The following is a 25,466-nucleotide window of genomic DNA, read 5'->3' as shown; positions in this document are numbered from 1 at the left end:
GTTGGGCTCACCGGACGGCCTCGAAGCGGACGCGGTCGCCGGGGGTGAGCAGGGCGGGCGCGGCGCGGCGCGGGTCGAACAGCGGCGCGTCGGTGCGGCCGATCAGCCGCCAGCCGCCGGGCGTGGCACGGGGGTAGGCGGCGGTGTACTCGCCGGCCACGCCCACCGAGCCCGCCGGGACCCGGGTGCGCGGCGAGTCCAGGCGCGGCTGGCGCAGCGGCTCGGGCAGGCCGGTCAGGTAGGCGAAGCCGGGGGCGAACCCGCAGAACGCGACCCGGTAGCGCGCGCCCGCGTGCAGCTCGACCACCTCGGCGGCGGTCAGGCCCGCGGTCTCGGCGACCAGGTCCAGGTCGGGGCCGTCGTAGCGGACCGGGATGACGACCTCGGCCCCCTCCGCCAGGGCCGCGTGCGCCGGGTCGGCGGCGGCCAGCACGTCGCGGACCGCGCGCAGGCCGCCCGGCCTGGTCACGACCAGGACCGTGCGGGCGGCCGGCACCAGCTCGACCACGTCGGGCAGCTCCGCCGCCGCGACCGCGGCGCGCACCGCCTCCACCTCGCCGGGCGAGCCCACCTCGACGAGCACCGCGTCGGTGCCGCAACGCCGCAGCCGCATGCGTCCAGAGTAGATGAGGATTGTTGAACAACCCAAGCCGCAGCGGGCGCCGGCGAACGGCCCCGCCGCGGACCGGTTACCCGACGACGCGCTTGAGGTGCGCGGACGTGTGCGGCTGGAGCGGCTGACCCACCATGGCCCGCTCCTCGACGTACGCCAGGTCGCCGTTGTTGACGATGCCGTACAGCCGCTGCGCCCCGGTGACCTCCTTGGCCGTCGCCGTGCGGACCACCGCGTCGGTGGAGATCTCCCACGACGTCTGGGTGCGCGGCTTGCCGTAGTACAGCTCCACGATCCCGGTGTTGTGCGTGAGCAGCACCTCGATCGTGTCGTCCGGCTGCGGCCGCCAGAAGCCGGTCTCGCGCGCCGCCTGGCGGATCACGCCGCCGTTCTCGTCCAGCAGCCAGGCGCGGGCCTCGTAGTACAGGAACGGCCGGCCGTCGTGCGCGAACGTGATCTGCTGCCCGTACCGGAACGGGCCGTCGATCGTCGGGTACACGACCTCGCCCTCGCCGCGCCACACGCCCACCAGCGGCAGCAGCGCCAGGCACGCGTCGTGCAGCGACGGGCCGGAGCGCAGGTTCGCCGTGTCCGCGGGGATCGGCAGGTCGTCGAACTGCGGCAGGTTGCGCGCGCCGGTCACCGACGCGCGTGCCGCGGCGGCCTGCACGGCCGCGTCACCACTGCCCGGAACGGGCCCGTTGTCGCTCACCGCTGGTCGGAGAACAGGCGGTACACCACGTAGCCGGCGAACCACACGACCAGCAGGGACACGAGGACCAGCAACCCGGTGAAGAAGTGTTCCACCCGGCCAGTCTAGGCGTCGGACCCGGGAAGCCGCCGACCCCGGTGGCGAACGCCACCGGGGTCGGCGAGGGGTAGCGCCGGGGGCAGCCCGTGCGCTCCCGGACTCAGGCCACCGCGACCTCGACCGGGTGCACGCCCGGCCCCTCCGCGTTGACCGACGCCTGCCCGTTGCCGGACCGGTGCAGCGCGCGGATCGTCCACGTGCCCGGCGCGGCGAAGAACCGGAAGTCGCCGTCGGCCGAGGAGACGACCTCGGCGGTGAACTCGCCCGAGGCGTCCAGCAGCCGCACGAACGCGCCGCCGACCGGCGCGCCCTCGGCGCGCACCTTGCCGCTCAGCACGACCTCGTTCGCGCCGACCTGGATGTCGACCCCCTGCTGGGGCGCGCCGCAACCGTCCAAGCTCATGTCAGTCCTCCTTGCCGCTGCCGAGCTCGACGGGCACGCCGACCAGCGAGCCGTACTCGGTCCAGGAACCGTCGTAGTTCTTCACGTCCTCGTGGCCGAGCAGCTCGTGCAGCGCGAACCACGTGTGCGACGAGCGCTCGCCGATGCGGCAGTAGGCGATCGTCTTGCGCGAGCCGTCGAAGCCGGCCTCGCCGTAGATCTCGGCCAGCTCCTCGTTCGACTTGAACGTGCCGTCCTCGTTGGCCGCCTTGCTCCACGGCACGTTGATCGCGCTCGGGATGTGGCCGGCGCGCTGCGCCTGCTCCTGCGGCAGGTGGGCGGGCGCGAGCAGCTTGCCGGAGAACTCGTCGGGCGAGCGCACGTCGACCAGGTTCTTCTTGCCGATCGCGTCCACGACCTCGTCGCGGAACGCGCGGATCGCGAGGTTCTGCTCCTGGGCCTTGTACTCGGTGGCCGGGCGCTCGACCTGCTCCTTGTCCAGCGGGCGGCCGTCCAGCTCCCACTTCTTGCGGCCGCCGTCGAGCAGCTTCACCGAGTCGTGCCCGTACAGCTTGAAGTACCAGTACGCGTAGGCGGCGAACCAGTTGTTGTTGCCGCCGTAGAGGATGACCGTGTCGTCGTTGGCGATGCCCTTGGCGGACAGCAGCTTCTCGAAGCCCTCGCGGTCCACGAAGTCGCGGCGGACGGGGTCCTGGAGCTCGTTCTTCCAGTCGATCTTCACCGCGCCGGGGATGTGGCCACCGTCGTAGGCGGTGGTGTCCTCGTCCACCTCGACGAACACCACGCCGGGCGTGTTGAGGTTCTCCTCGGACCAGGCGGCCGAGACCAGGACGTCTTCACGGCTCATCGAGCTGCTCCCAATTCTTCGTTCTAGTGCGACTTAGGTCACTGGGGTCGGGCGAGCGCGGGCGCGTAGCGGCGCAGGAGCAGGAACATCTCGCAGCCCAGGCACAGGCCGACCGCGGCGTTGAGCAGCGCGGCGACCAGCGCGGCGGACGTCGCGACGACTCCGAGCGCGGTGAGGCCGGTGGCGTAGCCGATCGTGCCGGTGAGCGCGAAGACGAACCCGACGCCCTGCGCGAACCGCAGCGGGGCGGCCTCCTCGCGCTCGGTCGTCGGCTTGATCCTCGGCTGCACCGCGAACCGGTACACGTGGCCCCACGGGTTGAGCTTGAGCGAGATGAACGCGCACATCCCGAACAGCACGGTCTGCGCGGCGAGCAGCCGCCACGACCCGGTCAGCAGCACGACCGCCAGGATGGCGGTGGTGATCCAGGCGCTGAACCGCGGGCCGCGGGGGTCGACCGGCGCGTCCTTGGCGGCGGGTGCGGTGGCGGTGGTTCCTGCGGGCACGGCGACCTCCTGACGGTGGACAAGACAGGCAGTCCGTCTCAGGCGGTGTTAGGGCAGCCGCGCACGCCCGTCAAGGGCCTGCGGCGCCGCCGGGGACCGCCCGGTCAGCGCGTCGCGCGACACAGGCTGCTGCGCACGCGGCACAGGTCCACCGCGAGTCGCTTGGTCAGCAGCGTGGTCATGGTCCCGAGGGTAGCCGGTCGTCCCTGCTGTCGGGAGTGGCGTCCATCAGGTGGGAGGCCGCAGGATCACCCGAACGGTCCAGGCAGGTGTGGGCGCAATGCCGCCATCAACGGGTCCGGCTTCGGGATCCCGCCGACCCGCAGCAGTTCCGCGCCGGCCGGGGTCAGCGCCAGCGTGGTCGGCGCGCGCAGCACGCCCAGCTCGGCCGCGACGTCGGGCAGGTCGGTCACGTCGAGCTCCACGTGCCGCAGCCCCTCGGTGCGGTCCGCGAGGTCCTCCAGCAGCGACCGGGTCTGCCGGCAGGTGGCGCAGAACTCGGTGGAGAGCTGAACGAGGGTCACCGGCGTCCGCCCGTCCAGCAGGTCCCGGACGGGCGCGGGCAGGGCCGCGACCGGCCTGGCGGCCCGCACCCGCCCGTCCCGCAGGCGCAGCGCCACCGCGATCACGGCCACCAGCGCCACCGCGCCGAGCAGCGCCCACACGCCCGTCGTCACCGGTTGCCGCCCTCGTCCAGGGGGATGTCGTTGATGGCGCCCTCGACGGTGAACGCGCCGCTCTCCACCTTGACCGCCGTGGGCGTCACGGTGAAGGGGAGGGAGCCGGGGTCGATGGTCACGCTCAGCGCCTCGCGCACCACGCCGAGCACCGCGTCCAGCCCTTCCAGCGCCCTGTCGTCCAGCTCGACGTCGGTCATAGCGATCGCAACTTGGCCGTTGACCAGCGACACCGTGCCGTAGGCGGTGATGCGCAGGCTGCGGCCGGCCACCTTGGTGTTGCCGGACAGCTTCACCGCCGCGACCGTCGGGTCCGGCTGTTGCCCGGCGGGCGGCTCGGCCCGGCGGTCCGGTTCGATCGCCATGTCGGTGAACGGCGTGACCTGGTTGACCAGGCGGTTCAGGTCGTTGGCCTTGATCTTGACGCTGCCCCGCACCTGGTCGATCTTCGCGCCGCGGGTGTTGCCCGACAGCAGGTCGGACAGGCCGATGCGGGTGTGGTGGAGGTTCGCCCGGATCTCCAGGTCCCGGAGCTGGTCGCGGACGGGCACGCCGGTGGCGCTGATCTCGATGTCGCGGTAGTCGCCGGCGATGGCCTGGGTGATGAACGGGAAGCCGTTGATCCGGACCGACGGGTCCTCGCTCAGCCCGAACTTCTGCCGCATCCTCTGCGCGACCTGGTACTCGCCCGCCGCGGCCAGCCCGAAGTCGGCCGCGACCAGCAGCCCGCCCACCACCAGCACGGCGATGATCAGCTTGCGGCCGCGCGCGGGACGGCGGCGCCGGGTCTCGGTCGCGGTCATCGGCTGCCCTTCGTCGGTCGTCCGGACGTTCGGTCGTCCAGCCAGGTCGCGATCCGGTCTACCAGAGCGGGCGTCATGGCGGACTCGGCGTGCCGCACGCCGGGCTCCAGCCACAGCTCCGCGTCGCCGCCCGCGGCCCGGTGCAGCGCCACCGCGTGCGCCGGGCCGAAGTAGTGGTCCAGCTCGCCGTGCACGATGAGCAGCGGAGTCGGCGGGATCCGGTGCACGACCTCCAGCGGGCTCTCCGGCGGTGTGCGCCACGGCGGGCCCAGGCGCACGCCCAGCGCGCGGGCGGCGAGCCTGCCGTGCGGCTGCTCGAGCAGCCAGTGCACCCGGCGCATGGCCGCCGTCTCGCGGATCCACCAGCGCGACGGCGCGCTGACCGCCGCCACGGCGTCCGGGCGGTCGTCGTGCAGGCCCGCGTGGCGCAGCGCGATGGACGCGCCCATGGAGAAACCGACCGTCACCACCCGCCGGTACCCGAGGTCGCGGGCCAGCGAAACCCCGGCCGCGAGGTCGTGCACCTCGTCGCCCCCGACGGTGGAGCGCCCGCCCGACCGGCCGTGGCCCCGGAAGTCGAGCGCGACGACCCCGCCGTGCCCGGCGAACCGGCGCAGCACGCGGGCGACGAACGGCTTGCGGACGTGGTTGGTGAAGCCGTGGCCCACCACGAATGCGAGATCCGTCACGGAGCGTGACGACCTCACGTGCACCCCGTGCAGGAGGACGGCGTCGTGTGACATGGATGTAACAGGCGTGACGCTTGTGGAAACAACTGTGACCCGGTCCTGCTGACCTGGGTCTTTCGTGGGTTGCACCGGTATTGTCTCCGTCATCCGCAGGCAACGGGGCCCGGTCACCGTACTTCGCCTGTGCCTGGTCGGTGACCACGCACCGGCCGAACGAGAGGGCGCCGCGATGAGCATCGACGTGCTGCTGCTGACCACCGACTCCGATCCCGAGGCGGTTCTCCCCGCGCTGTCGCTCCTGCCGCACGAGGTCCGCCCGCTGCGGCCCGAGGTCTCCGCGCTGCTGGAGGCCGGCCCGCACGACATCGTCCTGGTCGACGCCAGGACCGACCTGGTGGGCGCGCGCAGCCTGTGCCGCCTGCTGGACTCCAGCGGGGTGGACGTGCCCGTGGTGGCCGTCGTCACCGAGGGCGGCCTGGTCGCGGTCAACTCCGACTGGAGCGTGGACGAGATCCTGCTCCCCACCTCCGGCCCCGCCGAGGTGGACGCCCGGCTGCGCCTGGTGCGCTCCCGGCGCGGCGCGACCCAGCCCGGCGGCGACGGCTCGCTGCAGCTCGGCGAGCTGGTCATCGACGAGGCCACCTACACCGCGCGCCTGCGCGGCCGCCCGCTCGACCTCACCTACAAGGAGTTCGAGCTGCTGAAGTACCTGGCGCAGCACGCGGGCCGCGTGTTCACCCGCGCCCAGCTGCTCCAGGAGGTCTGGGGCTACGACTTCTTCGGCGGCACCCGCACGGTGGACGTGCACGTCCGGCGGCTGCGCGCCAAGCTCGGCCCCGAGCACGAGTCCCTGATCGGCACCGTGCGCAACGTGGGCTACAAGTTCGTCCGCCCGCCGCGGCCGGGCAGCACCCGCCGCGTCGAGCACCACGTCGACCTGCCGGAGACCACGATCGACGAGGCCGAGCTGATCTTCCGCGCCTGATCGCCGCCGCGGCGCGACGGCCGCGGGTGGTTCCACTACCTTCGTGGCGTGGATCTGACCTGGTACGAGAGCGTCACCCCCGAGCAGGCCGCCGAGGTCTCGGACCTGCTCGGGGCCGCCGAAGCCGCCGACGGCGTCGCCCCGGTCGGCGAGGCCGTGACCCTGCGCCTGCGCCCCGACGCGCGCGGCAGCCGCCACCTGCTGGCCCGCGAGGGCGCGGCCCTGGTCGGCTACCTGCACCTGGACGTGTTCGGCGACGCCGACGGCAACGAGGTCGCCGAGCTGGCCGTCCACCCCGACCACCGCCGGCGCGGCGTCGGCACGGCCCTGGTCGAGGCGCTGGCCGACCGCGCCAAGCCCGTCCGGGTCTGGTCGCACGGCGGCCACCCCGGCGCCGCCGCGCTGGCCGGGAAGCTCGGCTTCCGCAAGGTCCGCGAGCTGCTGCGGCTGCGCCGCGCCCTCGACGCCGAACTGCCCGAGCCCGTGCTGCCGGACGGCGTCTCGCTGCGCCCGTTCGTGCCCGGCCGGGACGAGGCGGCCGTCGTCTACGTCAACCACCGGGCGTTCTCGTGGCACCCCGAGCAGGGCGCCATGAGCATCGAGGACGTGCGCGACAAGGAGGAGCAGCCCTGGTTCGACCCGGCCGGGTTCCTCCTCGCCGTGGACGCGGACGGGCGGCTGCTCGGCTTCCACTGGACCAAGGCGCACACCGCCGAGCTGGGCGAGGTCTACGTGGTCGGCGTGGACCCGGACGCGCAGGGCGGCGGTCTCGGCAAAGCCATCACGCTCGCCGGGCTGGCCCACCTGCGCGACGCGGGCCTCACCGAGGTGATGCTCTACGTCGAGTCCGACAACGCGGCGGCACTGGCCGTGTACACCCGGTTGGGGTTCCGCCGATGGGACTCCGACGTCCAATACGCCCGGTAGTGACAAACCCATCACGCCATGCAAACGTGCAGGTCACGGGACACCCAAAAGGCGGTGTACTCGGTCACTTCCCGTGCGGTGTTCACCTTCCGTTCATTTCCTCCTCTGCGCGTGTCCACCCTCGCTGCCTACCGTCCGTGTCGAGCGGCCGAGGTGCGCCGCGAATCCGCTTCCGCAGCTGGAGGACCTCAGGTGAAGACCAAGCGACACGGCGCCGTTCTCGGCCTGATCGCGGCCGGTGCGCTTCTGCTCACCGCGTGTGGCAGCGATGACAACACCACCGCCGGCGGGGGCTCGACCTCGGCGGCCGGCCAGTCGTCGACCCCGGTCGAGTGCGGTGGCAAGTCGAACCTGACCGGTGAGGGTTCTTCGGCGCAGAAGAACGCGATCGACACGTTCGTGCAGGCCTACCAGCAGCAGTGCTCCGGCTCGAACGTCGCGTACAACGCGCAGGGCTCCGGCGCCGGCGTCAAGCAGTTCATCGGCGGCCAGGTGGACTTCGCGGGCTCCGACTCGCCGCTGTCCGAGAGCAAGGGCGAGGTCGCGAGCGCGGCCGAGCGCTGCAAGGGCAACCCGGCCTGGAACCTGCCGCTCGTGTTCGGCCCGGTCGCGCTCGGCTACAAGCTCGAGGGCGTCACCGACCTGGTGCTCAACGCCGAGGTCGCGGCCAAGATCTTCAACGGCGGCGTCAAGAAGTGGAACGACCCGGCCATCGCCGCGCTGAACAGCGGCGCGTCGCTGCCGGACAAGGACATCAAGGTCGTCTACCGCTCGGACGAGTCCGGCACCACGGACAACTTCCAGCTCTACCTGGAGACCGCCTCGAAGGGCGCCTGGACGCAGGGCGCGGGCAAGCAGTTCAAGGGCGGTGTCGGCGAGGGCAAGGAGAAGTCCGCCGGCGTCGCGCAGGCCGCGGGCTCGGTCGACGGCGCCATCACCTACGTCGAGCTGTCGTTCGCGCAGGACAACAAGCTGTCCATCGCCAAGATCGACAACGGCTCCGGCCCGGTCGAGCTGACCGACGAGACGGTCGGCAAGGCCATCGACGGCGCGCAGATCAAGGGCACGGGCAACGACCTGGTCCTCGACCTCAAGTCGATCTACGGCTCCACCACCGCGGGCGCCTACCCGCTGCTGCTGGCCACCTACGAGATCGTCTGCTCGAAGGGCTACGACGCCGACACCGCGAAGGCCCTCAAGGCGTTCCTCACGGTCGCGGCGACCACGGGCCAGGAAGGACTGGCGGACGCGGGTTACGCTCCGCTGCCCAAGGCCTTCCAGGACAAGCTGCTGACCGCCATCAACGCCATCGCCTGACCAGGCCGGCACACTTCCCGGGAACGCCATTGCGATGAACGACCGCACAGTGGCCCCACGCCCCGCGGGCACCGGCACGACCGGTGCCCGTGAGGGCGTTCCGGCTGCCCGACCCGCCTCGGAGGCTCCGATTCCCCCGACCACGGAAGCCGATCGGAAGACTGTCGTCCGGCCGGGTGACCGGATCTTCGCCGGCCTGGCCACGGGCTCGGGCATCTTCATCGTGGTCCTGATCGCGGCGATCGGCATCTTCCTGCTGCTCCAGGCCATCCCGTCGCTCGCGCTGGACAAGGTCAACTTCCTGACCAGCCGCGAGTGGTCGACCGGCGACGTGAACAACATGCGCTACGGCATCCTGGACCTGCTCCTGGTGACCGTGGTGTCGTCGGCGTTCGCGCTGGTCATCGCGATGCCGATCGCGTTGGGCATCGCGCTGTTCCTCACCCAGTACGCGCCCCGCCGGCTCGCCCGGCCGTTCGCCTACGTCATCGACCTGCTGGCCGCCGTGCCGTCGATCATCTTCGGCCTGTGGGGCCTGCTCGTGCTCGGCCCCGTGCTCACCCCGATCGGCGAGTGGCTGACCTCGACGCTGGGCTGGATCCCGCTGTTCGCCGAGGGCAACGTCAGCATCGAGCTGGGCGGCACCATCTTCACCGCCGGCATCGTGCTGGCGGTGATGATCCTGCCGATCATCACCGCGGTGAGCCGCGAGGTGTTCGACCGCACGCCCGTCACCCACATCGAGGGCGCCATCGCCCTGGGCGCCACCAAGTGGGAGGTCGTGCGGACCACCGTGCTGCCGTTCGGCAAGGCGGGCTACGTCAGCGCCTCGATGCTCGGCCTCGGCCGCGCGCTCGGCGAGACGATCGCGTTGACGATCATCCTCAGCGGCACCGGCGCGGCGTTCACGTGGAGCCTGTTCGACGGCGGCGCGACGTTCGCGTCCAAGATCGCGCTGGCCGCCCCCGAGTTCAACGACCCGCGCACGGCGGGCGCCTACATCGCCGCCGGCCTGGTGCTGTTCGTGCTGACGTTCGGCGTCAACGCCATCGCCCGGTCCATCGTCGCCGGTCACAAGGAGTACGAATGACGACCGACACGGCGGACCTGAACCGCCTGGCCACGCCGCCGACGTTCCAGAGCGTCAGCGCCGCGCGCAAGGTCAAGAACGCCGTCGCGAGCGCCCTGGTCTACGGGGCGTTCCTGATCGCGATCGTGCCGCTGATCTGGGTGCTGTTCGTGGTCGTCCAGCGCGGCTTCCCGGTCGTGCTGGACGGCGACTGGTGGCAGAAGTCGCTGTCCGGCCTGCTGTCCCGCCAGCAGGGCGGCGGCGTCTACCACGCCATCTACGGCACGTTGGTGCAGGGCCTGGTGTGCGGCGTGCTGTCCGTGCCGATCGGCCTGTTCGTCGGCATCTACCTGGTGGAGTACGGCGGCCGGTCCAGGCTGTCGCGCGCCACCACGTTCATGGTCGACATCCTGACCGGTGTGCCGTCCATCGTGGCCGCGCTGTTCGTCTACACGCTGTGGATCACGTACTTCGGCTTCGGCCGCAGCGCCTTCGCGGTGTCGCTCGCCCTGGTGCTGCTGATGGTGCCGGTGATCGTGCGGACCACCGAGGAGATGCTGAAGATCGTCCCGGACGAGCTGCGCGAGGCGTCCTACGCGCTCGGCATCCCCAAGTGGAAGACGATCGTGAAGGTCGTCATCCCGACCGCGCTGTCCGGCATCATCACCGGCATCATGCTGGCCCTGGCCCGCGTCATGGGCGAGACCGCGCCGGTGCTCGTGCTGGCCGCCTACGCGCCGTACATCAACTACAACCTGTTCGACGGACCGATGGCGTCGCTGCCGCTGCTCATGACGGCGGAGCGGAACAACCCGACGCAGGCCGGTTTCGAGCGGATCTGGGGTGCGGCGATCACCCTGGTCATCATCATCACGCTGTTCAACCTGCTGGCGACCGTGATCTCGCGGTGGCTGGCTCCGAAGACGAAGTGAGCGGGCGGTCATGGCCAAGCGCATCGACGTGAAAGACCTCAACCTGTACTACGGCAAGTTCCACGCCGTGGACGGTGTCTCGCTCGCCGTGCCGCCGAAGAACGTGACGGCGTTCATCGGCCCGTCCGGCTGCGGGAAGTCCACCGTGCTGCGGTCGCTGAACCGCATGCACGAGGTGGCGCCCGGCGCGCGGGTGGAGGGCAAGGTCCTGCTGGACGGCGAGGACATCTACGCGTCCTCGGTCGACCCGGTGCAGGTGCGCCGGACCATCGGCATGGTGTTCCAGCGCCCCAACCCGTTCCCGACGATGTCGATCCGCGACAACGTGGTGGCGGGCCTGAAGCTCGCGGGCGAGCGGAACAAGAAGAAGCTCGACGAGGTGGCCGAGCGGTCGTTGCGCGGGGCGAACCTGTGGAACGAGGTCAAGGACCGCCTCGACCGGCCCGGCGGCGGCCTGTCCGGCGGTCAGCAGCAGCGGCTGTGCATCGCGCGGGCGATCGCCGTGCAGCCGGACGTGCTGCTGATGGACGAGCCGTGCTCGGCGCTGGACCCGATCTCCACGCTCGCGATCGAGGACCTGATCACCGAGCTGAAGAAGGAGTACACGATCGTCATCGTGACCCACAACATGCAGCAGGCGGCGCGGGTCAGCGACCAGACCGCGTTCTTCAACCTGCCGGGTGTCGGTCAGCCCGGTCGGCTGATCGAGGTGGACGACACGGAGAAGATCTTCTCCAACCCGAGCCAGAAGGCCACCGAGGACTACATCTCGGGCCGTTTCGGCTGATCACCGCTCCGGCGTCCGGAGGCCCTCCCACCAGCGGTGGGAGGGCCTCCGCGCGTTCGGGTGACAGGGGGAACCGGCCGTCCGCCGCGACCGTCAAAATCGAGACATGGTCCTCCTTTCGGAGGTACCGTGACGGCTGGGATCGGCGGACTCGCAGGGGGTAACCGTGGCGGCGGAAGGTGCGTGGAGCGCACAGTCCATGCAGGCTATGACGGCCAACATGGTGGGCCTGAAGCAGGCCGCCGAGTCGGGCTCGTTCGCCATCAGCGAGGAAGGCGCCCAGGCCTACCTGAAGGCGATCGACAGCGCCGAGCGGGATCTCTCGAGGCTGGACACCCAGGTCGGCCGTCTTCGTCAGGAGACGAAACTCGGTACCAGTCCTGACGGCACCGCCATGGCGCGCTATAACCAGGAGAGCGCGGAAGGTGGTGCCGGGACGACCGGCATCATTCCGGCGATCAAGCAGTTGCAGTCCGCGTTGGCGGAAGCGCGGGAGGCGTTGCAGAAGGCGATCGAGAACTACGGCCAGGTGGACGACTCGAACGCGAGCACCTACAAGCGCTACTGAGGGTGGAGACTTGATCAAGGGATTGTCGGCTCGCGTCGTGCTGTCGTTGGCGGTGCTGGGCGTGGTCGCCACCGGCTGCACGACCGAGGGAACCCCCACGCCGGGACCCGAGGGGTCGGCGTCGACCGGGCAGACGTCGAAGGCGACCACCACCACGAAGCCGTCCGGTGGCGGCGACTCCCTGGCCGACTTCGACTCGTGCGCGGTCCTCGAGTCCGTGGCGTCGCAACTGAGCCTGTCGAACATCGAGGCGGTCGACGAGAAGGAGTGCGGGGCCGACTACGGGGACACCGGGGCGGTCGGGCTCACCAAGCAGCCCGAACTCGCCATCGCCGACGCCACGGGTGACGGGCAGAAGTCCGACATCACCGTCGGCTCGCGCAAGGCCAGGCTCGTCGAAGCCCCCGGCACCGACCGGTCGTGCCTGGTGGCCGTCGAGGTGACCCCGACTTCCAGGGTCGATGTCATCACCTCCTCGCGGGCCAACCTCGCCGAGGCGTGCGAGACCGCCACCAAGATCGCCAACGCCATCGAACCGAAGCTGCCCAAGTAACCCGAGGGGGGAGAACGTCGTGACGCCGCCGAACTCGCAGCCGCCGTCCGGGCCGCCGCCGTCGCCGCAGGGCAACAGCCAGGCGACCCAGGTCACCTACGCCGGGCAGACCGAGGCCCAACTGCGCGCCGAGTACGAACGCGCGCGCGCCGAGAACCCGGGGATCTTCGGCGCCATCACGACGCTCGACGACTACATCCGCTACAAGCAGCAGTCCGCGCAGTACCAGCGGGACCAGGAGCAGCAGCTCGAGCAGGTGGTGGAGAACTACCGGCCGCCGCTCGTCCCCGCCGGCTCGCACTACCTGGGCTACGACCACAAGACCCTCAAGGACATGGTCACCACGAACATGGCCCCGAGCACGGCCAACGAGCAGGGCGAGGCGTGGACCAAGATCGGTAACACGCTGGCCGAGCTGCAGGCCAACCTGACCAGCGCGACCGCCGCGAGCAAGGGCGCCTGGCAGGGCTCGGCGGCGGAGGCGGCGCAGGGCTACTTCACCAACGTGGCCACCTGGTCCGGCAACGCGGCGCAGGGCGCGCAGCTCACCGGCAACAAGCTGTACGCCCAGAGCACCGCGGCCGAGCAGGCGAAGAACGCGATGCCCGAGCCGGTCGAGTTCAGCACCGCCGACGCCTACAAGATGTTCTTCTCCGAGCCCAACCCGTTCAAGTGGGCCGAGACGATCGACAAGATCGAGCAGAAGTTCGAGGAGAAGCAGCAGGCCCACGAACGGGCCGCCGAGGTCATGACAACCATGTCGCAGGACTTCCAGGAGTCGGGCTCCACCATGCCCGCCTTCTCCCCGCCCCCGCCCATGGACGGCACGGGCGGCGGCGGCGACCCCGGCCAGAACGGCAACGGGCAGATCGGCGGCCGGCCGACCATCCCCAGCGGCACCGGGAACGGCACGGGCAGCGGCTCCGGGTTCGGCGACGCCGGCGTGCCCGGCGGTGGCGGCACGGGCGGCGGCACCGGTGGCGGCGGCGGTGGCAACACCAACCAGTCCGGCTGGAACGGCTCCGGCGGCGGTGGCACGACGACCCTGCCCGGTCCCGGCGGCGGCAACCCCAACCTGCCCGGCGGCGGTGGCGGCGGCCCCTACCCGCCCGGTTACTTCCCGCCCGGCGGCGGCCCCAACCGGCAGCCCTTCCCGCCCGGCGGACGTCCCGGTCCCGGCCTGCCGAACGGCCCCGGCACCCGCGGCCCCGGCGGGGGTGGCGGCGGTGGCGGCATGGGCCGCGTCCCCGGTGGCGGTGGTCCCGGCGGCTTGGCGGCGGCCGGTCGCGGCGGCCTGGGCGGCGTGGGCGGCTTCGGGCCCGGCGGCGCCTCGGGCGCGCTCGGCGAGGCCGGCCGGTCCGGCGCCGGCTCCGGTTTCGGACCCGGCGGCAGCGGCGGTCTCGGCGGCGCGGGCGCGGCGGGCCGCGGCGGCCCCGGCGGCATGGGCGCGGGGATGGGCGCGGGCGCCGCGGGCGCGCGCGGCCAGGGCGACGAGGACAAGGAGCACAAGGCCGCGTCCTACCTGGTGGAGACCGAGGACGTCTTCGGCGACGGCACCATGGTCGCTCCGCCGGTCATCGGCGGGTGAGCGTGTTCTCGTTCGCCCTGTCCCACGCGGCGGCCGACATGCTCTGGGAGGACCTCAAGCTCGGCAGCCGCCCCTACCCGTTCGAGTTCCCCTACCTCGGGCAGACGCTCGACGAGCGGCGCGGCATCCGCAACGCCGTCTACCGCGACCTGGAGTCACGCGGCCTGGCCCGGAACGGCCGGGCCGCGCCCGAGGTCGAGGAGGCGCTCACCCTGCTCGTGCGGTTCGACTTCTGCCTCAACGCGGTCGCCTCGCTGGACGCCCGCAACGTCGAGCGCCAACTGCTGGCGCGCGGCGGCGCGGCCGGCGAGACGGCGGCGCTCGCCGTGATGGACGACCGGCAGATCAAGGTGGACGTGATGCGCGCGCCCGCGTTGCTGCGCACGATCGTGGACCTCGTGCCCCCGTCCCGGCCCGGCCCGGGCCAGTCGATCACCGTGCCGATGCCCACGTCCGCGCCGCCGCCACCGCCGCGCCGCGACGACGACTTCGGCAACGCCACGTTCACCCAGGCCATGGCGCCGCGCTCGACGGCGTCCGCGCAGGTCCGCGCGCTGGAGGCGGTGTTCGAACGCCCCCGGCTGCGCGCGGGCCAGTTCGGCGTCACGGTCCGCGGCCGGCACGGCCGGGAGCAGCGCGCGCCGCAGGTCGCCTGGTTCGACAACGACCAGGGCCGCTACCTGTCGCAGACGCGGCAGGGGCCGGACGGGCGGAAGTGGCTCACCCACGCCCCCGCCGACAACGCGCGCATCGCCGCCCAGCTCGCGCAGGAGCTGAACGGCCTGCTCGGCTGACGCGCGTCAGGACCCGTCGGCCGGGTGGTAGCCGGGCATCCGCCCGGTGACCACGAAGACGGTCCGCTTGGCGACCGACACGGCGTGGTCGGCGAACCGCTCGTAGAACCGGCCCAGCAACGTGGTGTCCACCGCCGACGGCACGCCGTGCGCCCACTCCCGGTCCATGATCACGGTGAACAGGTGCCGGTGCAGGTCGTCCATCGCGTCGTCGGCGTCCTCCAACGACCGCGCCCGCGCCACGTCCTGGGTGCGGATGATGTCCGTCGCCTCCCGCGCCAGCTCGACCGCGATGCGGCCCATCTCGGCGAAGTACGGCCGCACCGTGTCCGGCAGCACCGGGTTCGGGTGCCTGCGCCGCGCGGCCTTCGCCACGTGCAGCGCCAGGTCGCCCATCCGCTCCACGCTCTCGGCGGCGTGGATCACCGCCAGCACGATGCGCAGGTCGGTCGCGACCGGCGCCTGCAACGCCAGCAGCGCGTACGCCTGCTCCTCGATGCCGGCGCGCACGTCGTCGATCTTGGCGTCGTCGCCGATCACCTGCTCGGCCAGGGCGAGATCCGCCTCGAGCAGGGACGCGGTCGCGCGCTCCATCGCGTCACCGGCCATGCCGCACATGTCGGCGAGCTGGTCGGCGAGCTGTCCGAGCCGGTCATGGTAGGCCTCACGCATGGCCGACAGCCTACGGCCAGGTCATAGCGGTAGCGACCCACCCCGGTGAACCGGTGGTGAACCCAAGACGTCCAGTCGGCTCAGGCGCAGGGGTCCTTCCCCGCGTTGACGACGGGCAGGTCCTCGGGCGCCTGCGCCTTGCCGGGGTCGGTGCCCGCCGCCTGCGGCGCGCGGACCTCCTCGTCCCAGCCCGGCCCGATCAGCAACTGCACCGCGCCGGCCATGTTCGCCTGGAACTGCAACGTCGCACCGGGCACCGAGGAGTGCAGCGTCGCCGCCGCGTCCTCCGCGCCGGCCCCGTACAGGATCACCGTCTTCTCCGCGGGCGGCGCGTCGCCGGGCAGCACCACGTCGTAGCCGAGTTCCCGCAACGCCGCCGTGGTCCGGCCGGCCGCGCCGGCGTTGTCCGGGTCGCCGTTGCGGACCTGGACCTTCAGTCCCTTGTGGTCGATGACCTTGCCCTGCTTCGGGCCGGTCGGCGCGGGGGTCTGCGCCTGACCCTGGGCCTGGTCCGCGGTGTCGTCCGGCGTCTCCTCCGGCAGCGGCGTGCCGTCGATGATGGCCTGGAACAACTTCCGGGTGTCCTCCTCCTTCAACAACTCCACGTTGTCGTCGTTGGACAGCGTCGGACCCTCGGACGTCTCGTGCGGGACGGTGATGAACGTGACCCGGCCGGCCTCCAGGCTCTGCAACGACTGCGCCAGCGTCAGCATGTCGTTCACGCCGATGTTCTGGCCGACGGTCGAGGCGGCGAACGCGTTGAGGAACGCGTTGAGCTTGCTCGGGTTCAGCAGGATCTCCGACGAGAGCGCCTTGCGCAGCAACGAGGACAGGAACTTCTGCTGCCGCGTGACGCGGTCGTAGTCGCCGAACACCTCGCCGTTGACCTTGCGCGCCCGCACGTAGTCGAGCGCCTTGTCGCCGTTGATCTCGAACCTGCCGGGCTGCTCGAAGATCACGCCCAGCTCGTCGTCCTTCATCGGCTTCGGCACGCACACCGGCACGGTGCCGATCGCGTCGACCATGCCCTTGAAGCCGTTGAAGTCGACGCTGATGAAGTGGTTGATCTCCAGGCCGGTCAGCTCGGTCATGAACTTGCTGACGCACCGCGGCCCGCCGACCGCGTACGGCTCGTTGGCGCGGACGCCCTCCTCGGCGTCGAGCTGCTCGCCGGAGTACTCGCCCGTGGTCGGGTCCCACCGCTCGCACGCGGGGCGCGTGATGCGCAGGTCGCGCGGCACGGAGACGACGACCATGCGCTTCCGGTCCGCCGGGATGTGGGCGAGCATCAGCACGTCCGAGCGCGCGCCCGGCTCGGCGCTGGAGTCGCCGACGCCGTCCTGCGGCTTGGCCCCGGCCCGGGTGTCCGAGCCGACGATGAGGAAGTTCTCGTCACCGAGCTGCTTCTCCGCCTCGTGCACCGCGGCGGAGTTGGTGTTCAGCGCGTCGATCTCGGTGATCTTGCTGTCGATGTAGAACATCGCGCCCCAGCCGAGGCCGGTGGACACGAACACCAGCACGGCGGCGGTCAGCGCGACGACCTTGACCGAGCGGACGATCTTGCTGTGCTTGGCCGTGCGGCCGCGCCGGCGCGGGCCGTCGAGCTCCGGGTCGTCGACCGGCGAGGCGTACTCGGTGGCGTCCTCGTCGTGGTCGGCCTTCCACGGCATGAGCTTCTGGCGGCGTTCCTTGCGCAGTCGCTCCTGCTCGGCCAGCTCGTCGTGGACGGCGGAGAACCGGGCCAGGGTGTGGTCGACCTCGCGACGCTTCTTGACGTCGTCGCTGATGGCCTCCATCTCCGTGGTCAGGCTGGCCGGGTCGATGGCGTCGCGGGGCTCCGGGCCGGGCGCGCCGAGGCGGTCGGCGATGGGGGGCGCCTGGTCGGGCGCGGCGTCCTCGGCGAACCTCCGCCCGGGCACGTCACCACCCGGCCGCGGCGCACCGCCGTCGGCCGGCACGGGGGGCGGCCCGTCGGCGAGCCGTCGCGGACCACTGCCGTCGGCCGGAGGACCGTCGGCGAGCCGTCGCGGTCCGCTGCCGTCGACGGGCGGTCCATCGGCAAGCCGACGGGGGCCGCTGCCGTCGAGGGGCGGTCCGTCCGCGAGCCGTCGCGGTCCGCTGCCGTCCACCGGGACCGGGGGGCCGTCCGCGAGCCGCCGGGGTGCGCCGCCGTCGATCGGCGCGGGGGGTCCGTCGGCGAGTCGGCGCGGGGCTCCGCCGTCCACCGGTGGGACGGGTGGCCCATCGGCCAGTCGGCGCGGGACGTTGGCGTCCGGACGGCGGCCCGTCGGGTCGTCGCCGGGCAGGCCCGGTCGTGGGCCGTCCGCCGCGCGGCGCGGGTCTTCCGGACGTGGGCGCGCCCCGGGGCGGGGTGCGCCGTTCAGGTCGTGCGGTCCGCTGCCGTCCGCGAGGCGGCGAGGCGTGCCCGGCGCCAGGTCCTCGGGGTGCGGTCGCGGTCCACTGCCGTCGGGGAGGCGACGCGGTCCGTCGACCGGAGCGCCGGGGCGCGGACGTCGGCCGGTGTTCTCACCGGGCCGGGGTCCGTCCGCGAGCCGCCGGCCGGCGCCTTCGACGCCCACGCCCTCGGCGGGCCGGCGTCCGGTCTCGTCCGGTCGCCGCCGTGGTCCGCTGCCGTCGGCCGGGCGTCGGGTCGCGTCGGGCGGGAGTTCGTCGGGATGCCGCCGCGGCGCGACGCCGTCCGCCGCCCGTCGGGGCGCGTCGAGCGGGTCTTCGGGGCGTCGCCGGGGTCCGCTGCCGTCACGCCGAGGCGCGTCGGGTGTGAGGTCTTCGGGGTGCCGCCGCGCTCCGCCGCCGTCCGCCGCACGCCGGGATGTGCCGGGAGCCGGATCGTCGGCTCGCCTGCGCGGTCCATCGCCCTCCGCCGCGCGTCGGGTCGCGTCGGGCGTCAAGCCCTGCGGTGCGCCCTCCGCGGGCCGTCGACCCGGCGGCGTGCCGGGGAGGTCCGGGCGGGGGCGTTGGCCGGTGCCCTCGGCGAGCCGGCGCGACGGGTCCTGCGGTGCGCCGCCCTCGGGACGCGGCCGGCCGTTGGCGGGGATCCGCCTGCTCGGCTCGCCGCCCACCTCGGCGGGCGGCGCGGGACGCCTCGGGTCGGCCTCGGCGGGCCGGTGGCCGTTCGCGGAACGACGTCCGCCCGTGTCCTCCGGCGCGGGGCGCGGTGTCCGGGTGCCGGTGCCCTCGTTCGCCGGGGCGAAGAAGTCCGGCGGAGCGGCGGGGCGGCGTCCGGGGGGTGCGCCGTTCGCCGGCCGGGGCCTGGTGCCGGTGTCCTCCGGCGCCTGCCTGCGCGGCGGCGGCTCCGGGGCGGCGCGGCGGCCCGTGCCCTCGGGCGCGTGCCTGCCGTTCGTGGGCGGCGTGGGTCTGCGGGGCGGCTCCGGCTCGGGCGCGGCGCGCCGGCCGGTGTCCGACGGACCGGGTGGGACCGGGCGGGGGATGTTCGTGCGGCTGTGCTGCTCCAGCAGGTCGGACACGCTCAGCCCGCCTGCGTCCAGCGACCTGCGACGACGGCCGGTCGGCTGGTCTTCCTGCGGGGCCTGGTCACCTCCGGGTCCGGGGCCGCCACGGCGGGGCTCGTCGGGCACCCGGTCTCCCTTCAGCGTCGGTCATTAGTCGGTCGTCATCACGAGTTGACGTCGGCGAGGACACAGTGGTTGCACCAACGGCGTGTCACTTGCCTTGGCGATACTACGGATGACCGCCAGTCCTGACGACCACTCCCGGTGATACAGGGGTTGGTCGTACTCGGTTGCGCGCAGCAGACTACGTCCGAAAGGGTGAGTTACCGATCGGTGTCAGTAACCGGCGACCCTCGATTCGGCTATCCCGCGTCGCCCGGAAGCGGCACCCGCGAGGCGGACCCGGCCGTTGTCCCGGTAGGCGACGGCGTTCCGTCCTGACTGCTTGGCGGTGTAGAGGAGGCTGTCCGCGTGCAGCAACTGCTGCTCGGGGGCGGTCGGCGGACGCGCCGGCGAGTCCGCCGAGGGCGGCTCGTAGGCCAACCCGATGCTGACGGTCACTCGCAAACCCGGCGCCAACGAAGACCAAGCGTGACGCTCGACACGCATGCGGGCCGCCTCGGCGATCTCCACCGCCGACGCGGGCTCGACGCCCGGCAGCACGAGGACGAACTCCTCCCCGCCGTAGCGGGCGCAGAACGCGCCCTCCGGCAGCTCCTCCTGGAGCAGCTCGACCACGCGCTGCAACACCCGGTCACCCAACAGGTGCCCGAACGTGTCGTTCACCTGCTTGAACCAGTCGAGGTCGATCAACGCGATGGCGAGACCGGACGTGGTCGAGCCGCGCTCGGCGACCATCGCGACCAGTCGCTCGTCCAGGTACCTGCGGTTGTAGCTGTCGGTGAGGCTGTCCCGGAGGCTCTGCTCCCGCGCCTCGGCGTGCTCGCGGCGCAGCCGGTCGACCTCGCGGCGCAGCTGCTCGGGCACCTGTGGCTGTTCGTCCTGGTCGGCGTAGACCAGGTCGAACGCGGACCGCAGGTGCTGGTACGCCTGCCGCCACTGGCCCCGGGAGGCGAGCAGCGCGGCGATCGACTCGTGCAGCTGCACCAGACCGGTGCCCTCGCTCTCGGCCGCGGGCACGCCCACGCCGGGCTCGCCGTCGCTGTCCGGGTCGGTGACCTCGGGTCGCAGTGCGGTCATCGCGCTCACCTCCCTCCTTGCCAAGGTGTCGTCTGATACGAGGCGACGCTTGAGCGGCCAGGACGCGTCACTGAGGGATTTCCCTCGACCGGTTGACTGTGCACTGCTCCGAACTAGTGACATTCGGTGATCCGAAGGTCACGAAGTTCGCGCAGCGTGGTCGACCGGGCCGGCGTCACCTCAATTGACGCAGGGCGCGAAGCCGTAGACCTTGCCGTTGAGCAGCACGACGTGCTGCGAGCCGATCTGGCTGCCGATCTCGGCGCCCTCCTGCACGACGGTCAGCGTCACCGCGACGACCAGCACGACACCGCGCGGGTGCTCGTCCCGGCCGGGCGGCGCCCACGCCGGGTCCAGGCGCAGCGTCGACATGGTCGGCTGCACCCTGATGGTGCCCGAGGGCAGTTGGCAGCCGTTGTCGCGGAAGTCGGGGTGCTGGGTCTCGCCGAGCAGCTCGTGCTGCTCCGACGTGCCCTGCGAGCCCGCCTCGTTGAGGTCGGCGAAGTAGCCCGTCACCAGCTCGCGCTCCACGTCGGTGACCCGCAGCGGACGGGCGGCGCCGGTGACCACCGAGCCGCAGCCGGTCAGCACGAGGGCACACGTCAGCGCCGCGGCGGCGCGGACGCCCACGTCACCCACCCGAGTGCAGCTCGTCGGCGCCCTCGGGGACGGTGGCGTCCTCCGGGTCGTCCAGCCAGCCCTCGGGCAGCACGACCTTGCCGGGCGAGCCCTGGCGGCCGCGCGGCTCGTCGGCGTTGTCCGGGAACGGCAGGTCGGGGTCGAGCCGGCCGACCAGGTCGTCCAGCTCGGCGAGGGTCGAGACCATGGCGAGGCCGCGCCGCAGCTCCGCGCCGACCGGGAAGCCCTTCAGGTACCAGGACATGTGCTTGCGCAGGTCGCGCAGGCCCTTGTCCTCGCCGAGGAAGTCCGCGAGCAGCGCGCCGTGGCGGCGCAGCACGGCCGCGACCTGGCCGAGCCGCGGTCCGGGCGGGATCGGCTCGCCCCGGAACGCGGCCTGCAGCTCGCCGAACAGCCACGGCCGGCCGAGGCAGCCGCGGCCGACGACGACGCCGTCGCACCCGGTCTTGGCGACCATGTCGAGGGCGTCGCGCGCGCTGAAGATGTCGCCGTTGCCGAGCACGGGGATGCTGGTCACGGCCTCCTTCAGGCGGGCGATCGCGGACCAGTCGGCCTGGCCGGAGTAGCGCTGGGACGCGGTGCGGGCGTGCAGCGCGACCGCCTGCGCGCCCTCGTCCTCGGCGATGCGGCCGGCGTCGAGGTAGGTGTGGTGGTCCTCGTCGATGCCGATCCGGAACTTGACGGTCACCGGCACCCCGGCGGGCTCGGCGGCGCGCACGGTGGCCCGCACGATCTGCCGGAACAGCTGCCTCTTGTACGGCAGCGCCGCGCCGCCGCCCTTGCGCGTCACCTTCGGCACCGGGCACCCGAAGTTCATGTCGATGTGGTCGGCCCGGTCCTCGCCGACGATGATCTTCGCGGCTTCGGCCATCGACTTCGGGTCGACGCCGTAGAGCTGCATCGACCGCGGGCTCTCGCCCTCGCCGAAGGTGATCATCTGCATGGTCTTGGCGTCGCGCTCGACGATCGCGCGGGCCGTGATCATCTCGCAGACGTACAGCGAGGTGGGGCTGCCGAACTCGCGGCACAGCTGCCGGAAGGCCACGTTCGTGATGCCGGCCATGGGCGCGAGCACGACGGCGGGATCGACCGGGTACCGGCCGATCGTCAGGGGCTTGGTGGCGTCGTGCAGGGCGGTGGACATCGCCCTCCATTGTCGCCCAGCCCGGCCAGTGGCGGACGTCACCCGCCGCGACCGGGGTCAGAACGGGACGGTGAGGCACCCGACCCGCGCCCCGGCCGTGCCCGCGTGCCCCGGCTCGGTGTGCGTGTGCTCCTCGTGCAGGACGACCGATCCGGGCCGCCGCTCCCCGAACCGCCAGTCGACCCGGGCCAGGGCCTGCCCCCGCCCGCGCCCGTCGGTGGTGAAGTCGAGCCAGATCTCGTTGCGCGGGTTGGCGAACGCGGGATCCGTCGCCCCACCGGGCACGTGTTGGTAGTGCGGCCCGGCATCCGCCGGCCCCGCGCCGCACGGGTTGACGTGCACGTGCGCCCCGTACGCCCGGTCGGGCAGCAGCCCACTGGTGCGCAGCAGCACGACCGTGCCGCCATCGTCCGGGGCCGCCACCACCTCGGCCCGCGCACCGACGGGCACACGTGCGTCATAGCTGGTCAGGTCCCCGGACACCACGGTGAACGAAGACATGAGCGCGAGTGCAGCTACGAAGTGCATGGCCTCTACTTATCCGCCCAGGCCCCACACCGCCAGCCACATCACCCGTTCCGGTCGTCCCCGGACACGACCCCGGTGCCACGATGAATTCGAACGCGGCCGAATGCGCCGTGACGCCATTGTGGGCCGCCAGGGACTCGAACCCTGAACCCGAAGGTTGTGAATCTTGCCTTATCATCGTCTGTCGACACCTTCCAGTACCGACTACAACCTGCAAGATTTCCAAACGCGAACGACCACTGTGGATCGAACGATACGGTCGTCTCTCGTCGTTAGTCAGGGGTAACTGGGGGAGTCGATCTTGCCTGCCGGAAGCTGCCCGTTCCGCCCATCACCGTCCGCAATGCTTGCCCACCCGGCCGCTTATGGCTACTGAGAATCCTTCGCAGGGCTGGGGCATCGCCACATTAGGCACTTGACTCCTAAGACGTCGGAGTGACCATTTGGCCAGTCAGGCGCTCCACGGCAAACATGCCCATTATTGGCCCACCTGCGGGTTGTTCGCCTCCGTGCATAGTCTGGTCCCCACGCGGTCCAAGGCGCGCACTTGTCAGATCATCTCACCATCGTGTGACTGGACCGTTGAGTGTGGATCAGGGAGTTTTGCGAATGAGGTTGGTGTATCCGGCTATTGCAAGGGTGATCAGTCCCCACAGCATGGCCTGGATAATCCACATGAGGAGAGTGAGGACCTGGCCGCGGCGGGTGGAGGTGTCCAGGTCGCATTTGGCGCGTAGGCCAGTGGCACCTAGGGGTAGTCCGCGATCCACACCTAGGCCGATCAGTTCGACGGTTGAGCATCGCGTACCTAGCGCGGTGGTAGCACCGGACGGAGAGACTACACGTTCGGCGGCGTGGTGCCCAGGCCGGGTGGGTATTTGACCGGCGATATAACCGGCGAGGCTTGCTGCGATCAGAGCGATCAACAGAATCAAGGCGAGGGTACGGGTCCGGTAGCCATAACCGGCCAATCGTCCCCACGTCCAGTACACGGACCTAGTCCACCGGCCTCCGATGGCAGAAGGGGTGCGGTGATATCGGTCATCCTGTTGTGCGATCAGCACTTGACGAGCATTGCCGTCATGTCCGGCGGCACGCTCAATAGCCGCTAACTGCTGGTAGGGTTGGGGTCTATAGTTCTTCGTGTGAGCTGATATCAAGTGCAACCACTGCTGCCAACTCTCTTGTCCCAATGTCGAGTAAGTCAGTTCATTCAAATCCACCTGGCCCGACTGCATGCAAACGTCGCCCCCGGAAGGATCAGAGCAAACTACCTCTTGAAGGGAATGAATAACACCTTCCACCTGCGTTCTTGCTAGATCGAAAAGTAGAGGGGAAGAACTTTCCACTCGCAGCCCGACGAAGGAGAGCGTGGTGCCAATTTTCGCACTCGACAGAATGATTACGCCGAATTCTCCGCCGCCGTGTACTGTCGCAGAGTCAAGCTTGAGAAACCCGCCAACGTGGGTTTGTTCGGCCTGCAAAGCGGGGCCTATGTCGTTAGCTAGATGTACAGCCTCCAGAAGTAGCTGACCTCCAATATGGGCACCCAGAAGGCGTATGGCACCACGCGCGTCATTGCCCCGCGCTGTTGCCTCGAACAAGTTTACGGTGCTGCCAACGCGAATACCCTCAGCATGCAGGGCGGGGCCGATATCATTTACAAATATGGCATTTCTGCCATTGACTTCATTGGCTACCTGAGCGTTAATCAAGCGCACCGTGCCGCGCTTGCTTTTGCCGCGCATATTTGCACTCTCTAAGGCGAGTGTGTCATCAACGCGAAGCCCGTCGGCATATAGGGCTGGGCCGATACTGTTAGTCACGGTAATACTTTCGGCTGAAAACTGCATGCCAACGTGAGCGCCAACCAATCGCACTGCCCCGTCGAAATCATGTCCGCGTACTACTGCTTCACGCAGGACGAGACTGCCGTCGATACGTATTCCGTCCGCCCTTAGTGTCGCGAGGTAGCTGCGACTCAAATCCAGACGCCCTACCTTAGCGTAGTAAGCGCTAAATCCTTCGGCAATTGCGCACCCGACAAGGCTCAGGGGGGCGAAGGTATGCAGATAACTCACTCAAATCAAGTGAGCCTACGATCTGGGCGCCACCCAGGCGAATACCCTGTGGGTCAAGCTGACCATGTAGACCAAGCAGAATATCTCGAATTACTTTAGCCCTAACCTGATAGGCGGGATCAACATTCATCTTCAGCTCATCAGTCCCAAGAATGGGCTCGCACATAACGACTAGACCGCGGCGAGCCGCTTGTACCAACTCGCGTTCGCGGTCGTTGAGATCCTCCAGCTTGGGCAAAGGAGGGAGATCGGATTTTGACTCGGCCATACATCAGTATCGGCTGTGTTCCCTCAGGCGCTACACCTCGTCATCATCTCGGTGGCTTACTGCGCTCGAACGGCATCCACCAGCTCGTACGACCCCAGGCAGTACCACACTTGCCGCCGGATCAAGTGCGCTTACCGTAGCCACCCCCATACTGCCAGCAACCTGCGCGCTTGGAAGCGTCTCCGCCGACCGGTCAACTGAGGTGCTGACCGGGGTGCCCGCCAGTAGTGATCGTTGCGGTCACGGTTGCGTGGACCATCGACACATCAGTACATCCACCACATCGAACACTCGTTCACATATGCTGTTCTGCTATGAGCGGAGCTGACGCTGTTGGCGACTCTTCAGTCAACTCGTCCGATGATGCGGAGAGCAGCCAGGGTGACCGGGTCAACGTCGACCGGCCAGCAGAAGCTGACGGTTTGCCCGAACTCGATGGCGCGCGGCTACTGCCAGCGGTCAGGCCACCCGACACCAGCGGCATCCGCGCCTTGGTGGACGCGGTCAGGCCACCCGACACCAGCGGCATCCGCGCCTTGGTGGACGCGGTCAGGCCACCCGACACCAGCGGCATCCGCGCCTTGGTGGACGCGGT

At 70.8% G+C, this 25,466-nt stretch carries 27 protein-coding genes; 11 read left to right on the top strand and 16 right to left on the bottom strand.

The genetic code is table 11. The features are described from left to right. Window positions 1-7: 7 nt before the first annotated feature. The 9 genes from pxpB to ACWEFJ_RS01455 form a co-directional block, all read right to left on the bottom strand. The gene (gene pxpB, locus ACWEFJ_RS01495) at window positions 8-613 is read right to left on the bottom strand and encodes a 5-oxoprolinase subunit PxpB (protein ID WP_449712573.1); all 606 of its coding nucleotides are present in this window, start codon (window positions 611-613) and stop codon (window positions 8-10) included. 76 nt (window positions 614-689) lie between these two features. Next, on the bottom strand, window positions 690-1,325 hold the full coding sequence (locus tag ACWEFJ_RS01490; protein WP_378088846.1) for an FABP family protein: 636 nt from the start codon (window positions 1,323-1,325) through the stop codon (window positions 690-692). 199 nt (window positions 1,326-1,524) lie between these two features. Further along, window positions 1,525-1,827: a DUF1416 domain-containing protein gene (locus ACWEFJ_RS01485; protein WP_378088849.1), complete on the bottom strand. Its 303-nt coding sequence runs from the start codon at window positions 1,825-1,827 to the stop codon at window positions 1,525-1,527. Window position 1,828: 1 nt separating this feature from the next. Then, window positions 1,829-2,674, bottom strand: coding sequence for a sulfurtransferase (locus ACWEFJ_RS01480; RefSeq protein WP_378088851.1), 846 nt, complete (start codon window positions 2,672-2,674; stop codon window positions 1,829-1,831). A gap of 38 nt (window positions 2,675-2,712) precedes the next feature. Then, a complete protein-coding gene (locus ACWEFJ_RS01475; RefSeq protein WP_378088853.1) occupies window positions 2,713-3,180 on the bottom strand; it encodes a DUF4395 domain-containing protein in 468 nt (155 codons plus the stop codon). A 104-nt stretch (window positions 3,181-3,284) separates the two neighbouring features. Next, a complete protein-coding gene (locus tag ACWEFJ_RS01470; RefSeq protein WP_378088884.1) occupies window positions 3,285-3,362 on the bottom strand; it encodes a putative leader peptide in 78 nt (25 codons plus the stop codon). 66 nt (window positions 3,363-3,428) lie between these two features. Further along, window positions 3,429-3,857, bottom strand: a complete 429-nt coding sequence (locus tag ACWEFJ_RS01465) for a thioredoxin family protein (RefSeq protein WP_449712572.1) — start codon at window positions 3,855-3,857, stop codon at window positions 3,429-3,431. Next, a complete protein-coding gene (locus ACWEFJ_RS01460) occupies window positions 3,854-4,660 on the bottom strand; it encodes an LmeA family phospholipid-binding protein (protein ID WP_378088857.1) in 807 nt (268 codons plus the stop codon). The genes ACWEFJ_RS01465 and ACWEFJ_RS01460 overlap by 4 nt, the downstream gene beginning before the upstream one ends. Beyond that, window positions 4,657-5,349, bottom strand: a complete 693-nt coding sequence (locus ACWEFJ_RS01455) for an alpha/beta hydrolase family protein (RefSeq protein WP_378088859.1) — start codon at window positions 5,347-5,349, stop codon at window positions 4,657-4,659. The genes ACWEFJ_RS01460 and ACWEFJ_RS01455 overlap by 4 nt, the downstream gene beginning before the upstream one ends. A gap of 229 nt (window positions 5,350-5,578) precedes the next feature. On the opposite strand from ACWEFJ_RS01455, the gene ACWEFJ_RS01450 reads away from it, so the two are divergent. The 10 genes from ACWEFJ_RS01450 to ACWEFJ_RS01405 all read left to right on the top strand — a co-directional run bounded on the left by ACWEFJ_RS01450 (window position 5,579) and on the right by ACWEFJ_RS01405 (window position 14,869). After that, window positions 5,579-6,334 (top strand): winged helix-turn-helix domain-containing protein, encoded by a 756-nt coding sequence (locus ACWEFJ_RS01450; RefSeq protein ID WP_378088861.1) that lies wholly within the window; start codon window positions 5,579-5,581, stop codon window positions 6,332-6,334. 48 nt (window positions 6,335-6,382) lie between these two features. Next, the gene (mshD, locus tag ACWEFJ_RS01445) at window positions 6,383-7,261 is read left to right on the top strand and encodes a mycothiol synthase (protein WP_449712571.1); all 879 of its coding nucleotides are present in this window, start codon (window positions 6,383-6,385) and stop codon (window positions 7,259-7,261) included. A gap of 192 nt (window positions 7,262-7,453) precedes the next feature. Then, window positions 7,454-8,578: a phosphate ABC transporter substrate-binding protein PstS gene (pstS, locus tag ACWEFJ_RS01440; RefSeq protein WP_378088866.1), complete on the top strand. Its 1,125-nt coding sequence runs from the start codon at window positions 7,454-7,456 to the stop codon at window positions 8,576-8,578. A gap of 34 nt (window positions 8,579-8,612) precedes the next feature. Further along, window positions 8,613-9,668 carry a phosphate ABC transporter permease subunit PstC gene (gene pstC / locus ACWEFJ_RS01435; protein WP_378088868.1) on the top strand — a complete coding sequence of 352 codons (1,056 nt, stop codon included), beginning with the start codon at window positions 8,613-8,615 and terminating at the stop codon, window positions 9,666-9,668. Continuing rightward, a complete protein-coding gene (gene pstA / locus ACWEFJ_RS01430) occupies window positions 9,665-10,579 on the top strand; it encodes a phosphate ABC transporter permease PstA (protein WP_449712570.1) in 915 nt (304 codons plus the stop codon). The genes pstC and pstA overlap by 4 nt, the downstream gene beginning before the upstream one ends. Window positions 10,580-10,589: 10 nt before the next feature. Beyond that, on the top strand, window positions 10,590-11,366 hold the full coding sequence (gene pstB / locus ACWEFJ_RS01425) for a phosphate ABC transporter ATP-binding protein PstB (protein WP_378088872.1): 777 nt from the start codon (window positions 10,590-10,592) through the stop codon (window positions 11,364-11,366). A 208-nt stretch (window positions 11,367-11,574) separates the two neighbouring features. Further along, window positions 11,575-11,934: a hypothetical protein gene (locus ACWEFJ_RS01420; protein WP_449712569.1), complete on the top strand. Its 360-nt coding sequence runs from the start codon at window positions 11,575-11,577 to the stop codon at window positions 11,932-11,934. Window positions 11,935-11,944: 10 nt separating this feature from the next. Continuing rightward, window positions 11,945-12,487, top strand: coding sequence for a DUF3558 family protein (locus tag ACWEFJ_RS01415; protein ID WP_449712568.1), 543 nt, complete (start codon window positions 11,945-11,947; stop codon window positions 12,485-12,487). Window positions 12,488-12,506: 19 nt separating this feature from the next. Continuing rightward, entirely contained in the window at window positions 12,507-14,075 is a 1,569-nt protein-coding gene (locus ACWEFJ_RS01410; RefSeq protein ID WP_449712567.1) for a PPE domain-containing protein, read from the top strand. Beyond that, complete coding sequence (locus ACWEFJ_RS01405) at window positions 14,072-14,869, top strand: ESX secretion-associated protein EspG (protein ID WP_378092345.1); 798 nt, start codon at window positions 14,072-14,074, stop codon at window positions 14,867-14,869. Before ACWEFJ_RS01410 ends, ACWEFJ_RS01405 begins: the two co-directional genes overlap by 4 nt. Window positions 14,870-14,875: 6 nt before the next feature. On the opposite strand, the gene phoU is transcribed toward ACWEFJ_RS01405, so the two are convergent. The 7 genes from phoU to ACWEFJ_RS01370 all read right to left on the bottom strand — a co-directional run bounded on the left by phoU (window position 14,876) and on the right by ACWEFJ_RS01370 (window position 24,603). After that, a complete protein-coding gene (gene phoU, locus ACWEFJ_RS01400) occupies window positions 14,876-15,541 on the bottom strand; it encodes a phosphate signaling complex protein PhoU (protein WP_378092348.1) in 666 nt (221 codons plus the stop codon). Window positions 15,542-15,621: 80 nt separating this feature from the next. After that, window positions 15,622-17,460, bottom strand: coding sequence for an LCP family protein (locus ACWEFJ_RS01395; RefSeq protein ID WP_449712566.1), 1,839 nt, complete (start codon window positions 17,458-17,460; stop codon window positions 15,622-15,624). A gap of 1,887 nt (window positions 17,461-19,347) precedes the next feature. After that, complete coding sequence (locus ACWEFJ_RS01390) at window positions 19,348-20,211, bottom strand: GGDEF domain-containing protein (protein WP_378092352.1); 864 nt, start codon at window positions 20,209-20,211, stop codon at window positions 19,348-19,350. Window positions 20,212-20,391: 180 nt separating this feature from the next. Further along, the gene (locus ACWEFJ_RS01385) at window positions 20,392-20,850 is read right to left on the bottom strand and encodes a hypothetical protein (RefSeq protein ID WP_449712565.1); all 459 of its coding nucleotides are present in this window, start codon (window positions 20,848-20,850) and stop codon (window positions 20,392-20,394) included. Further along, window positions 20,843-21,994: a tRNA dihydrouridine synthase DusB gene (dusB, locus tag ACWEFJ_RS01380; protein ID WP_449712564.1), complete on the bottom strand. Its 1,152-nt coding sequence runs from the start codon at window positions 21,992-21,994 to the stop codon at window positions 20,843-20,845. Before dusB ends, ACWEFJ_RS01385 begins: the two co-directional genes overlap by 8 nt. A gap of 57 nt (window positions 21,995-22,051) precedes the next feature. Further along, complete coding sequence (locus tag ACWEFJ_RS01375) at window positions 22,052-22,495, bottom strand: superoxide dismutase (RefSeq protein ID WP_449712563.1); 444 nt, start codon at window positions 22,493-22,495, stop codon at window positions 22,052-22,054. 620 nt (window positions 22,496-23,115) lie between these two features. Continuing rightward, window positions 23,116-24,603 (bottom strand): hypothetical protein, encoded by a 1,488-nt coding sequence (locus ACWEFJ_RS01370; RefSeq protein ID WP_449712562.1) that lies wholly within the window; start codon window positions 24,601-24,603, stop codon window positions 23,116-23,118. Window positions 24,604-25,185: 582 nt separating this feature from the next. On the opposite strand from ACWEFJ_RS01370, the gene ACWEFJ_RS01365 reads away from it, so the two are divergent. Next, a partial coding sequence (locus ACWEFJ_RS01365; RefSeq protein ID WP_449712561.1) for a hypothetical protein occupies window positions 25,186-25,466 on the top strand: 281 nt, incomplete at its 3' end.

The organism is Actinosynnema sp. NPDC004786 (assembly GCF_053601135.1).
Note: the sequence above shows the minus strand (reverse complement) of the source record. Positions and strands in the feature narration are given on the sequence as shown.

Bases quoted from the DNA above. Each gene is read 5' to 3' on its own strand.
- ACWEFJ_RS01375 (WP_449712563.1), bottom strand. From the start codon at position 22,495: ATGTCTTCGTTCACCGTGGTGTCCGGGGACCTGACCAGCTATGACGCA.
- ACWEFJ_RS01420 (WP_449712569.1), top strand. From the start codon at position 11,575: ATGACGGCCAACATGGTGGGCCTGAAGCAGGCCGCCGAGTCGGGCTCG.
- pstB (WP_378088872.1), top strand. From the start codon at position 10,590: ATGGCCAAGCGCATCGACGTGAAAGACCTCAACCTGTACTACGGCAAG.
- dusB (WP_449712564.1), bottom strand. From the start codon at position 21,994: ATGTCCACCGCCCTGCACGACGCCACCAAGCCCCTGACGATCGGCCGG.
- phoU (WP_378092348.1), bottom strand. From the start codon at position 15,541: ATGCGTGAGGCCTACCATGACCGGCTCGGACAGCTCGCCGACCAGCTC.
- pstC (WP_378088868.1), top strand. From the start codon at position 8,613: ATGAACGACCGCACAGTGGCCCCACGCCCCGCGGGCACCGGCACGACC.
- ACWEFJ_RS01485 (WP_378088849.1), bottom strand. From the start codon at position 1,827: ATGAGCTTGGACGGTTGCGGCGCGCCCCAGCAGGGGGTCGACATCCAG.
- ACWEFJ_RS01460 (WP_378088857.1), bottom strand. From the start codon at position 4,660: ATGACCGCGACCGAGACCCGGCGCCGCCGTCCCGCGCGCGGCCGCAAG.
- ACWEFJ_RS01470 (WP_378088884.1), bottom strand. From the start codon at position 3,362: ATGACCACGCTGCTGACCAAGCGACTCGCGGTGGACCTGTGCCGCGTG.
- ACWEFJ_RS01450 (WP_378088861.1), top strand. From the start codon at position 5,579: ATGAGCATCGACGTGCTGCTGCTGACCACCGACTCCGATCCCGAGGCG.
- ACWEFJ_RS01480 (WP_378088851.1), bottom strand. From the start codon at position 2,674: ATGAGCCGTGAAGACGTCCTGGTCTCGGCCGCCTGGTCCGAGGAGAAC.
- pxpB (WP_449712573.1), bottom strand. From the start codon at position 613: ATGCGGCTGCGGCGTTGCGGCACCGACGCGGTGCTCGTCGAGGTGGGC.
- pstA (WP_449712570.1), top strand. From the start codon at position 9,665: ATGACGACCGACACGGCGGACCTGAACCGCCTGGCCACGCCGCCGACG.
- ACWEFJ_RS01390 (WP_378092352.1), bottom strand. From the start codon at position 20,211: ATGACCGCACTGCGACCCGAGGTCACCGACCCGGACAGCGACGGCGAG.